11 protein-coding genes are annotated in these 10,686 nt (G+C 70.5%); 9 read left to right on the top strand and 2 right to left on the bottom strand.

The features are described from left to right. Nucleotides 1-409: 409 nt before the first annotated feature. From ACIP4X_RS10610 to ACIP4X_RS10595, 4 genes are all read left to right on the top strand, one after another. Nucleotides 410-1,087, top strand: a complete 678-nt coding sequence (locus ACIP4X_RS10610) for a GAP family protein (RefSeq protein ID WP_358737931.1) — start codon at nucleotides 410-412, stop codon at nucleotides 1,085-1,087. A gap of 132 nt (nucleotides 1,088-1,219) precedes the next feature. Then, nucleotides 1,220-1,432: a ferredoxin gene (locus tag ACIP4X_RS10605; protein ID WP_358737929.1), complete on the top strand. Its 213-nt coding sequence runs from the start codon at nucleotides 1,220-1,222 to the stop codon at nucleotides 1,430-1,432. Then, entirely contained in the window at nucleotides 1,419-2,777 is a 1,359-nt protein-coding gene (locus ACIP4X_RS10600) for an FAD-dependent oxidoreductase (RefSeq protein WP_358737927.1), read from the top strand. The genes ACIP4X_RS10605 and ACIP4X_RS10600 overlap by 14 nt, the downstream gene beginning before the upstream one ends. Before the next feature lie 42 nt (nucleotides 2,778-2,819). After that, nucleotides 2,820-4,004 carry a cytochrome P450 gene (locus ACIP4X_RS10595; protein WP_391455842.1) on the top strand — a complete coding sequence of 395 codons (1,185 nt, stop codon included), beginning with the start codon at nucleotides 2,820-2,822 and terminating at the stop codon, nucleotides 4,002-4,004. Between the two features lie 266 nt (nucleotides 4,005-4,270). On the opposite strand, the gene ACIP4X_RS10590 is transcribed toward ACIP4X_RS10595, so the two are convergent. Continuing rightward, the gene (locus ACIP4X_RS10590; protein WP_391455844.1) at nucleotides 4,271-4,639 is read right to left on the bottom strand and encodes a VOC family protein; all 369 of its coding nucleotides are present in this window, start codon (nucleotides 4,637-4,639) and stop codon (nucleotides 4,271-4,273) included. Between the two features lie 148 nt (nucleotides 4,640-4,787). Continuing rightward, nucleotides 4,788-5,414, bottom strand: coding sequence for a hypothetical protein (locus tag ACIP4X_RS10585; protein WP_358737922.1), 627 nt, complete (start codon nucleotides 5,412-5,414; stop codon nucleotides 4,788-4,790). A gap of 340 nt (nucleotides 5,415-5,754) precedes the next feature. On the opposite strand from ACIP4X_RS10585, the gene hemL reads away from it, so the two are divergent. The 5 genes from hemL (at nucleotide 5,755) to ACIP4X_RS10560 (ending at nucleotide 10,684) form a co-directional block, all read left to right on the top strand. Continuing rightward, nucleotides 5,755-7,071 carry a glutamate-1-semialdehyde 2,1-aminomutase gene (gene hemL, locus ACIP4X_RS10580; RefSeq protein WP_358737920.1) on the top strand — a complete coding sequence of 439 codons (1,317 nt, stop codon included), beginning with the start codon at nucleotides 5,755-5,757 and terminating at the stop codon, nucleotides 7,069-7,071. Then, nucleotides 7,068-7,769: a histidine phosphatase family protein gene (locus ACIP4X_RS10575; RefSeq protein WP_358737918.1), complete on the top strand. Its 702-nt coding sequence runs from the start codon at nucleotides 7,068-7,070 to the stop codon at nucleotides 7,767-7,769. Before hemL ends, ACIP4X_RS10575 begins: the two co-directional genes overlap by 4 nt. A 116-nt stretch (nucleotides 7,770-7,885) precedes the next feature. After that, nucleotides 7,886-9,184, top strand: a complete 1,299-nt coding sequence (locus tag ACIP4X_RS10570) for a hypothetical protein (RefSeq protein ID WP_391455847.1) — start codon at nucleotides 7,886-7,888, stop codon at nucleotides 9,182-9,184. A gap of 66 nt (nucleotides 9,185-9,250) precedes the next feature. Continuing rightward, entirely contained in the window at nucleotides 9,251-9,916 is a 666-nt protein-coding gene (locus ACIP4X_RS10565) for a TlpA disulfide reductase family protein (RefSeq protein WP_358737915.1), read from the top strand. A 6-nt stretch (nucleotides 9,917-9,922) separates the two neighbouring features. After that, nucleotides 9,923-10,684, top strand: a complete 762-nt coding sequence (locus ACIP4X_RS10560) for a cytochrome c biogenesis protein CcdA (protein WP_358737913.1) — start codon at nucleotides 9,923-9,925, stop codon at nucleotides 10,682-10,684. The last annotated feature ends 2 nt before the right edge of the window (nucleotides 10,685-10,686 follow it).

Here is a 10,686-nt window from a genome sequence, read left to right as displayed (position 1 = left end):
ATGCTCCGCCTTGCGATGCTCCCCCACTGCCTGGACGGCGTGGGAGGTACCCCCATCACCGGACGCCGCGAGCTTTCCGGCAAACCTTTCCGGTCGCAGCACCGGTGCCCCGACGGGCAACGTTCGCCCCGTCGCGCCCCCGGGCGCCGCTCCTCGACGGGTGGACGTCGCCTGCCGCGGCACCGGTACGGCGCCTCCGGCGACCAGGGGCGGCCGTGGTGGCCGCCGACCGAACCCTGGGCCGGTGGCCGGGTCACCCGTTCGCCGCCCGGCCGATGGCTGTCGGGCCCGGAGAGCGCCACGATGGCGAAGAGGGCCGCGCCCGCATCAGGGACACGCATGCCGGCTTCAAGCCGTCCGACACGGGCAGTCCGCTCGGGGTCATCTGTCTCTCTCCCCGGAGGCCGCAGTGGGACACGCTGTCGGTGATGTACTGGGCCTGGCGGCGGGTGTCGCGGTCAGCCCACTTCCGATCGTGGCGATGATCCTCGTCCTGGCCACTCCGCGGGGGAGCCTCAACGGGCTGCTGTTCGCCCTCGGCTGGGTTATGGGACTCGCAGCGCTCGGCGCCATCATGCTGGCCGTCGGCGGCACAGGCGGAGCCTCCCTCCACAAGCACCCGGCCACCTGGGTCGGAGCTCTCAAACTCGCTCTGGGCGCGCTCCTTGTCCTGCTCGGCGCCCGTCAGTGGCGGCGCCGCCCCAAAGACGCCTCACAGGCGCGGCTCCCGAAGTGGATGGCGGCGATCGACCGCTTCACCCCCCTCAAGCTCCTCGGCCTGGGACTGCTGCTTTCAGCGGCAAACGTCAAGAACGCGCCCCTGACCATCGCCGCGGGTGCCTCGATCAGCTCTGCCGGGCTCCCCGTGCCACAGCAGGCCGGAACGCTCGCGATCTTCGTGGTCATCGCCTCCCTCGGGGTGCTGGCACCACTCGCCGTCTACCTGGTCATGGGCGGACGCGCCCAAAGCATCCTCGGCAACTGGCGGGACTGGGCCGCGCAGCACAACGTCGCCGTACTGGCCGTCCTGTTCTTGGTGCTCGGCCTCAAGCTCCTGGGCGACGGCATCAGCATCCTCGCCACCTGAGCTCGACCCTGTCGGTGACCTCGTAGCCGACGAAGCACAGGTGGACGCCACTGTGCGAGCGGTCACCGTGCGAGCCTGCGAGGCCCGGCCCATGCTGTATGGGAGGGGGCGGCGACAGAGGGAGTGGTGGGGATGCGAACCGTTGTGGACCTCACGCGCTGTCAGGGCTACGCGCAGTGTGTGTTTCTCGCACCCAGGATGTTCGAACTGCACGGCGAGGAAGGATTGCTGTACGCCACGGCCGTCCCCGACGACCAGGCCGGGCGCGTGCGACAGGCCGCGGCGGCTTGCCCGGTCCAGGCCATCCTCGTGGGCGAGGAGGTGAACCCCGATGGCCGCCGGTGACCTTCGGGACGGCCGCATCGTCGTCGTCGGTGCGTCGCTGGCCGGACTGAGGGCCGCGGAGAGGCTGCGCGAGGAGGGCTTCACCGGCTCACTCACCGTGGTCGGGGACGAGTCCCATCCGCCCTACGACAGGCCACCGCTGTCGAAGCAGGTACTGCTCGGCCAGGCGGCGCCGGACACCACCGAGCTGCCGATGCGCCGGAACCCGGACGCCGAGTGGCGGCTGGGAGTGGCCGCCACCGGTCTGGACCCTCTGGAGAAGCGGGTACTGCTGGCCGACGGGGAGTCGTTGCCGTACGACCGGCTGCTGATCGCCACCGGGACCCGGGCGCGGCCCTGGCCCAATCCGGCAGAGGGCGCCCTGGACGGGGTGTTCACTCTGCGCACGCGTGAGGACGCCGCAGGACTGGCCGAGCGGCTGGCCGCCGGGCCGAGGCGGGTGCTGGTGATCGGCGCCGGCTTCACCGGCTCGGAGATCGCCTCGGCCTGCCGGGAGCGAGGACTGGACGTCACGGTCGCCGAACGCGGCCCCGCGCCCCTGGTCGGCGCCCTCGGCGGCACGCTGTCGAAACTCGCGGCCGTCATGCAGCGCAACCACGGCGTGGACCTGCGCACCGGGGTGACGGTCACCGCCCTGCGCGGGAACGGCAGCTTCACCGGTGCGGACCTGTCCGACGGCACGCGTGTCGACGCGGACGTGTGCGTCGTGGCGCTGGGAGCGGTCCGCAACGTCGAGTGGCTGGCGGAGTCCGGGCTGGCGGCGGGCCCGCGCGGGATCGCCTGCGACGCCGGATGCCGTGCCTTCAACATGTACGGAATCGTCACCGACGACGTCTTCGTGGCCGGAGACGTCTCCCGCTTCCCCCACCCCCTGTTCGGCTACCAGCTGCTCTCCCTGGAGCACTGGGGAAACGCGGTCGAGCAGGCCGAGGTGGCGGCCCACAACATGGTCAGTCCCGGGCCTCTGCGGCGCCCGCACCTGGCCGTACCGACGTTCTGGTCGACCCAGTTCGGGCTCAACATCAAGTCAGTGGGCGTACCGACCTACTCCGACTACGTGGTCATCGCCCAGGGCTCTCTGGAGGCGCGCCGTCTGGCGATGGTCTACGGCTACCAGGGCCGGGTCACCGCCGCGGTCACCGTCGACATGGCAAAGTCGCTCGACTACTACCGGCACCTGATCGAGACGGCTGCCCCCTTCCCGCCCCCGCCCGGTGCGCAGGACCGCGCGATCGCGGCCGACGTCCCGATTCCGTCCGACGTGCCGGATCCGAAGGGGCTCTCCCACGGTCCCACCGTGGCGCTCACCGGCTACCTTCCCGACCGCCGACTGACCGTGGTGTAGCCACGGGCTGACGCACGTCCCGTCCAACGACGAGGAGCCACCATGGACTCCGAGACCTTGCTGGCACGGATCACCGACTACGCCAGCCGCCCCGACCCCTACCCGCTGTACGCGGAGCTCCGCGAGGCCGGACCCGTGGTGCGGCAGGCGGACGGCAGCCACCTGGTCGGCACCTACCACGAGATCGCCGCTCTGCTCCACGACCCGCGGATGAGTGTCGACCCCCGCATCCGTGGCGAGGTGGCACACAAGCCGCCCTTCCTGCGGCTCGACGACCCGGAGCACCACAGGCTCCGCACCCTGGCCATGCGGCCCTTCGGACCGCCGCACAGCCCGTACCGGGTCGACGCCATGCGCGGTGAGATCGACCGGATCACCAAGGAACTGACGGAGCCCTTCGAGGCCGGCCGGCAGATCGACGTCGTCGACGACTTCGCCTACCCACTGCCTGTCGCGGTGATCTGTCACCTGCTGGGCGTGCCACGCGAGGACGAGCCGCTGTTCCGGGCCTGGTCCGACGCTCTGGTCACAGCCGCGGACGTCAGGCCCGAGGAAGACACCACCGAGGCGGACAAGGCGGGCGACCAGGCGCGGGTCGAGATGGGCGGGTACCTGGTGAACCTCGCCGAGCGGCGCCGTGGCCGCCCGGGCGACGACATGCTCTCCGCCTTCGCCAACGAGCCGGATCCGGCCCTGCGGCTCACCCAGGAGGAACTCGCGGAGACCGCCGTGCTCCTGCTCATCGCGGGGCACGAGACCACGGTCAACCTGATCACCAACGGGGTGCTCACCTTTCTGCGCCACACCGAGCATCTGGAACGCCTGCGCGACGACCCCGATCTGCTGCCGCGAGCGGTGGAGGAACTACTGCGTTACGAACCACCGGTCCACATGCGCGAGCGCATCCCCCGCGAGGACATCGACGTCGCGGGCACCGTGCTCCCCAAGGGCACGTCCGTCGTCCTCGCGCTGGCCTCGGGCAACCGCGACCCCAGGCGGTTCCACGAGCCCGACCGGTTCGACCCCACCCGCCCGGACAACGAGCACCTCGGTTTCGGCGGCGGCATTCACCTGTGCTACGGCGGCCCCCTGGCCCGTCTGGAGGCCCAGGCCGCGCTCGGCGCGCTGATCCCGCGCCTGGGCACGGCGCGCCTGGTCCAGGACCCGCCTCCCTACCGGCAGAACGCCATGCTTCGCGGCCCGCGGCACCTGCCCGTCCAGCTCTGACCGGAAGGTGTGAGATCTCCGGGTTCGGGGTGCGCGCGATGGTGTACGAGGCCGATGTGTCCCGGGAGGACCAGGTCGTCGCGATGGTCGAACGGATGGTTCAGGAGTTCGGGACCATGGCGGATCCTCACCAAGCTTCGCACTGACGCCGCTCGCGCCACCCACCTGCTTCGCGCGCTGCTCGTACTGACGGACATCGAGGCCACTACAGGCAATTGACCTCTACCGCAGGCAGCCCACGACCAGCACAAGCACCCGGAACAGCGTCACCGGGCCGGGATCGGCTGGCTGAGGTTCACCGGGTTGCCGTCGGGGTCCTGGATGTGGGCGACGCGCTGTCCCCACGGCATGTCGTTGGGGCCGCCCCGGACCGAGCCGCCCAGCGCCGTCACCCGGCCGAGCGTCTCGTCGACGTCGTCGACACCGATGCTGAGCAGGATCCGCGGTGCAGCCCCGGTCCCCGGGTTCGCCTTGGCCACCAGCCCGAGGTCGGTGTCGCCGATGCGCAGGCCGAGGTAGAAGGCCGGGCCTTCCGCCGGTACCCGGAAGATCTCCTCGGCGCCGAACAATTTCGTATAGAAGCTGAGCAGGACGTCCTGGTCGGCAGTGATGATCACTGGCTGGATGGTGGACATGGCACTCCTGTCGAGAACGGTCGTGTCGCTGGGTGGACCGTTCGAGGAGGGTGAACTCATCGGCAAAACCGCCCTGCCGGACGATCTACACCCAGTACGAGCAGGGGCGAGGCCCGTAGACCCCGCCCGAACCGCATCAAACCGCAGGTCAGGGCCACACCAGGCAATACGGCTGGTGCCCCGCCTCATGCAGCCGGTGTGAGAAGTCCTGCCACTCGTGCAGGAGTTGGTACACGTTGAACGCGTCGCGGGGGCCGCCGCGGTCCGGGACCGTGGACCAGATGAAGGCGGCCGCGCCGACCGCTTCCTCGCCGATGTCGCGCAGGGGGTCCACCGCGGTCGTCGGGAGTTTCACGACCGCGTAGTCGGGGTGCAGGACGACCAGCTCGAGCGGCGGCACCTTGTGCAGGGGCACGCCCTCGATGCCGGTCAGCACCATGGCGGCCATCGTCTCCGGCTTGATCTTGGTGAACATGCCACCCATGCCGAGTTCGTCGCCACCGAGTTCCTCGGGGCGCATCGAGATCGGGACGCGGGCCGCCGTCGCGCCGTCGGGCGCGCCGAAATACTTGTACGTCACCCCCACCCGACCACCATTCCTGCTCCCTGCCCCCAGCAGCTCGGCCCGCCGGTCGCTCCGCTCGGACTCACTCGGTACATCCCGTGCCCGGCCTGCTTCGCTCGCTTCCTCAGCGTCGCGCCGGTGCCTTCCCCGCCGGGCACGTCGAGGACCCAGGCCATCGGTCCCCTCGCCCAGTCCGCCACCGCGATGCATATCTCCACCCGACTGCTTTTCTAGGACGCGTCGCCCCCGCCGCGCAACCCGATCATCGTGTCAGTGACCTCCCCCGCGGCCGCCCGCCGAAACGTGCGCCCAAACTTCTGCCCGCGGGATCTTGGTGGCCCCGACACGACCCTTCGCCTGTTCATACGTACGCGGAGCCCAGTTTCGCAGATGGGCCGCTCGGAATCCGCGAATCCGCCGCTCGTCGTACCCGGATCCGGCCGGTCCGGCCGCTCCGCCCCCGGTCCGCCGCCGTCGCTGGCCTACCCTGAACAGGTCACAGCCCACCGTATTCCGGAGAACCCCCGAGAAGTCGGAGAAGTCGCAGGTCATGAGCGAACTGCCCTATCCCTACGAAGCCCCTGTCTCGCAGGCGCTGTTCGACCGTGCGGCGGCCGTCACGCCCGGCGGCGTGAACTCGCCGGTGCGCGCCTTCCGCGCCGTGGGCGGCACGCCCCGGTTCATGGTCTCCGGCAGCGGTCCGTACCTGAAGGACGCCGACGGCCGGGAGTACGTCGACCTCGTGTGCTCCTGGGGTCCGATGATCCTCGGGCACGCGCACCCCGAGGTGATCGCCGCCGTGCAGGAGGCGGTCGCGCACGGCACCTCCTTCGGGACGCCCGGTGAGGGCGAGGTCGCGCTCGCCGAGGAGATGGTGGACCGGGTCGGCCCGCTGGAGCGGGTGCGGCTGGTCTCCAGCGGCACCGAGGCCACCATGTCCGCGATCCGGCTCGCTCGCGGGTTCACCCGGCGGTCCAAGGTGATCAAGTTCGCCGGGTGTTACCACGGGCACGTCGACTCCCTCCTCGCCGCGGCCGGGTCGGGGCTCGCCACCTTCGCCCTGCCCGACACCCCCGGCGTCACCGGCGCCCAGGCCGGCGACACGATCGTGCTGCCGTACAACGACGCCGACGCGGTGCGCGCCGCCTTCGCCGCGCACCCGGGCGAGATCGCCTGCGTGATCACGGAGGCCTCGCCGGGCAACATGGGAGTGGTGCCGCCGCTGCCCGGGTTCAACCAGCAGCTCAAGGACCTCTGCGCCGCGAACGGCGCCCTGTACATCTCCGACGAGGTCATGACGGGCTTCCGCACCAGCCGCGCCGGCTGGTACGGCGTCGACGGGGTCGAGCCCGACCTGATGACGTTCGGGAAGGTGATGGGCGGCGGGTTCCCGGCCGCCGCGTTCGGCGGTCGCGCCGACGTCATGGCGCACCTCGCCCCCGCCGGGCCCGTCTACCAGGCCGGCACCCTCTCCGGCAACCCCGTCGCCACCGCCGCCGGACTTGCCCAGCTGCGCCTGCTCGACGACGCCGCGTACAGCACGGTCGACTCCGTCTCGCGGCAGATCCAGGCCATGGTCTCCGAGGCGCTGACCAAGGAGGGCGTGGCGCACACCGTGCAGAACGCCTCCAACATGTTCTCCGTGTTCTTCACGGACCGCCCGGTGCGCGACTACGAGGACGCCAAGGCGCAGGAGTCGTACCGCTTCACCGCGTTCTTCCACGCGATGCTGGCGAACGGCGTGTACCTGCCGCCCTCGTCCTTCGAGTCCTGGTTCGTCTCCACCGCGCACGACGAGACGGCACTCCAGCGGATCGCCGACGCCCTTCCGGCGGCGGCCCGTGCGGCGGCGGAGGCGACGGCATGAGCGAGACGCCCGAGAAGAACGCCGGGGACGACATCACCGTCGTCCATCTGATGCGGCACGGCGAGGTCGAGAACCCGGACGGGATCCTGTACGGGCGGCTGCCCGGCTACCACCTGTCCGAGCTCGGCCGGAAGATGGCCGAGCGGGTCGCCGAGCACCTCGCCCCCCGTGACATCACCCACGTCGTCGCCTCCCCGCTGGAGCGGGCGCAGGAGACGGCGACGCCGATAGCGAAGGCGCACGGACTCGACCTGGCCACCGACGAGCGGCTGATCGAGGCGGACAACGTCTTCCAGGGCAAGACCTTCGGCATGGGCGACGGCGCGCTGCGCAGGCCCGGCAACTGGAAGCACGTGGTCAACCCGTTCAAGCCGTCCTGGGGCGAGCCGTACATCGACCAGGTGGTGCGCATGATGGGCGCGCTGAACGCGGCGAAGGACGAGGCGCGCGGGCACGAGGCGGTGCTCGTCAGCCACCAGCTGCCGATCTGGATCGTGCGCTCCTACGTCGAGCGGCGGCGGCTGTGGCACGACCCGCGCAAGCGGCAGTGCACGCTCGCCTCGCTGACGACGTTCACCTACCGGGGCGACCGGATCGTCTCCGTCGGCTACACCGAGCCGGCCCGCGATCTGGTGCCGGCGCATCTCCTCGCGGGTGCCAAGCCGGTGAAGGGGCAGGGCAAGGCCTTCGGGGCGTAAGTCGCCTCCTGCCTTTGCGTTTGTTGTGAATTTCATATTGGTTCGCGGAACCCCTGCGTTCGTCACTGCCTCTGAGTGAGTGACCATCGGCGGCAGTGACGAATCGGGGATCTCTCATGCGCACCTTCTCCCGAAGGGGAATACTCGGCCTCGGCGCGGGCGCCGCGGCCGCCGCCGGGCTCGCGGGCTGCGGCACCGTCACGTCCCCGCACCCCGGCCGCGCCACCGGATCCCCCCGTGCGAGCACGTCCACCCCGAGCGCGCCCACGACACCTCCCGCGCGCCCCATCGGCGACGGCTCGACCTCGTTCACCGGCAAGCAGCCCCTCCAGCCGGCCGCGCCGGTCCCGCTGGAGCCGGGCGAGACCCCGCCGCAGTTCGTCGTCTTCTCCTGGGACGGGGCCGGCGAGGTCGGCAACGGCCTCTTCCCGCGCTTCCTCGACCTGGCCAAGGAGCACGAGGCGCACATGACCTTCTTCCTCTCCGGGCTCTACCTGCTGCCGGAGTCGAAGAAGCGCCTGTACGACCCGCCGAACAACCCGCGCGGCGCCTCCGACATCGGCTACCTGACCGACGACCACGTCAAGGCCACGCTCACCAACGTCCACCGCGCCTGGCTCGAAGGCCACGAGATCGGCACCCACTTCAACGGCCACTTCTGTTCCGGCCACGGCACGGTCGCGAACTGGACGCCCAAGCAGTGGCGCAGCGAGATCGACCAGGCCAAGTCCTTCGTCAAGCAGTGGCGTACCAACACCGGCTGGAGCGATCTGCCCGCCCTGCCCTTCGACTACGACAAGGAACTCGTCGGCGGCCGCACCCCCTGCCTGCTCGGGCAGAACCAGCTGCTGCCCACCGCCCGCGAACTCGGCTGGCGCTACGACGCCTCCTCGCCCGGCGGCCGCCAGACGTGGCCGGACAAGCGGCTGGGCATCTGGGACCTGCCGTTGCAGCAAGTACCCTTCCCCGGCCGCCGGTTCGAGGTGCTCTCGATGGACTACAACATGCTGGCCAACCAGTCCGTCAACTCCACCAACGCGCCCGCCCACAACTACCCGGGCTGGCGCAAGCAGTCCGCGCAGGCCTACATCCAGGGCTTCAGGCGGGCATACGAGACAAACCGGGCGCCGTACTTCATAGGCAACCACTTCGAGCAGTGGAACGGCGGCATCTACATGGACTCCGTCGAGGAGGCCTTCCGGCACATCGCGCGGGAGAAGGAGAAGGGCGCCGACGTGCGCATGGTCTCCTTCCGGCAGTTCGTCGACTGGATGGACGTGCAGAAGCCGGAGGTGCTCGCCAAGCTGCGCACCCTCGACGTCGGACAGCGCCCGGCGGGCGGCTGGAAGGAGTTCCTCGCGGACGTTTCCGGCGTCGGCGCGCCCAGCACGGGAGCCCCCTCGAACCCCGCCTGAAATGCGGTTTTCCGGCCGTGAGGGGGGTGCGCAAGATCCCCGGAAGGGGCATGCGAAACTTTTCACATGAGTGCCGTCAGTCGTGCCCCCCAGTGCTCGAACCGGGCGAACCGCACCCCCCGTCCGCACCGCACGCGTCCGAGCCGCGTCCGTGGCCGCGCCGCCCTGCTCGCCGCCGGGAGCGCCGCGCTGGCACTCGCCCTGTCCGCCTGCGGCTCCGGCGGCACCTCCGGCGGCTCGGGCAACACCAACTTCATCACCGGCGCCGACGGCATCGCGACCGTGCCGAAGGCCGACCGCAAGCCCGCCCCCGACCTGTCCGGCAAGACCCTCGAGGGCAAGCAGCTCGACATGGCCGCCTACAAGGGCAAGGTCGTCGTCCTGAACGTCTGGGGCTCCTGGTGCTCGCCGTGCCGCGCCGAGGCGCCCAACCTGGTCAAGGTGGCCAAGGACACCGCCGGCAAGGACGTGCAGTTCGTCGGCATCAACACACGCGACACCAGCACCCAGCCGGCGCTCGCGTTCGAGAAGCAGTTCGACGTGCCGTACCCGAGCCTGTACGACCCGGCCGGCAAGCTCATGCTCCGCTTCCAGAAGGGCACCCTGAACCCGCAGATGATCCCCACCACGATCATCGTCGACCGGGACGGGAAGATCGCCGCGCGCGCCCTCCAGGCGCTCAGCGAGAACAAGCTGCGCAAGATGCTCGACCCGGTCGTCGCGGAGAAGTGAGCCGTCGTGCTACTGGCCGCAGTCGCTGATCCCAATCAGACGGTGTCCGGCGGAGCCCTGCTGCTCGCGCTGCCCATCGCCGTACTCGGCGGGCTCGTCTCCTTCTTCTCCCCGTGCGTCCTGCCGCTCGTCCCCGGCTATCTGTCGTATGTGACAGGTGTCACCGGAACCGACCTGGCCGAGGCCCGGCGCGGACGGATGGCCGTCGGCGCCGCCCTCTTCGTCCTCGGCTTCACCGTGGTCTTCGTCTCCGGCGGGGCGCTGTTCGGGTTCTTCGGGCAGACCCTCCAGGAGTACAAGGGCGTCCTGTCGAAGGTGCTGGGCGCGCTCATGATCCTCATGGGCGTCTTCTTCATGGGCCTGATGCCCTGGCTGACCCAGCGTGAGTTCCGCTTCCACACGCGCCCCGCCACGGGCCTGGTGGGCGCACCCGTGCTCGGGGCCCTGTTCGGAGTCGGCTGGACGCCGTGCATCGGACCGACCCTCGCCTCCGTGGTGGCGCTCTCCTCCGCCCAGGCCAGCGCCGGGCGCGGCGCCCTGCTGACCGTCGCCTACTGCGCCGGCCTCGGCATCCCGTTCGTGCTCACCGCGATCGCCTTCCGCAAGGCGCTGGGAGCCTTCGGCTGGGTCAAGCGCCACTATGTCTGGGTGATGCGCGTCGGCGGCACGATGATGATCGTGACCGGCGTGCTGCTGCTCACCGGCGCCTGGGACCGGCTGGTGCAGGAGATGCAGACGTGGTCCACCGGCTTCACTGTGGGGATCTGATC

Source organism: Streptomyces sp. NPDC088817, assembly GCF_044750345.1.
In the GTDB taxonomy this organism is placed as follows: Bacteria; Actinomycetota; Actinomycetes; order Streptomycetales; family Streptomycetaceae; genus Streptomyces.
The sequence above is the reverse complement of the archived record's forward strand: the minus strand, read 5'-3'. Positions and strand labels throughout refer to the sequence as shown.

Bases quoted from the DNA above. Each gene is read 5' to 3' on its own strand.
- ACIP4X_RS10565 (WP_358737915.1), top strand. From the start codon at position 9,251: ATGAGTGCCGTCAGTCGTGCCCCCCAGTGCTCGAACCGGGCGAACCGC.
- ACIP4X_RS10585 (WP_358737922.1), bottom strand. From the start codon at position 5,414: ATGCATCGCGGTGGCGGACTGGGCGAGGGGACCGATGGCCTGGGTCCT.
- hemL (WP_358737920.1), top strand. From the start codon at position 5,755: ATGAGCGAACTGCCCTATCCCTACGAAGCCCCTGTCTCGCAGGCGCTG.
- ACIP4X_RS10605 (WP_358737929.1), top strand. From the start codon at position 1,220: ATGCGAACCGTTGTGGACCTCACGCGCTGTCAGGGCTACGCGCAGTGT.
- ACIP4X_RS10590 (WP_391455844.1), bottom strand. From the start codon at position 4,639: ATGTCCACCATCCAGCCAGTGATCATCACTGCCGACCAGGACGTCCTG.
- ACIP4X_RS10570 (WP_391455847.1), top strand. From the start codon at position 7,886: ATGCGCACCTTCTCCCGAAGGGGAATACTCGGCCTCGGCGCGGGCGCC.
- ACIP4X_RS10575 (WP_358737918.1), top strand. From the start codon at position 7,068: ATGAGCGAGACGCCCGAGAAGAACGCCGGGGACGACATCACCGTCGTC.
- ACIP4X_RS10595 (WP_391455842.1), top strand. From the start codon at position 2,820: ATGGACTCCGAGACCTTGCTGGCACGGATCACCGACTACGCCAGCCGC.
- ACIP4X_RS10600 (WP_358737927.1), top strand. From the start codon at position 1,419: ATGGCCGCCGGTGACCTTCGGGACGGCCGCATCGTCGTCGTCGGTGCG.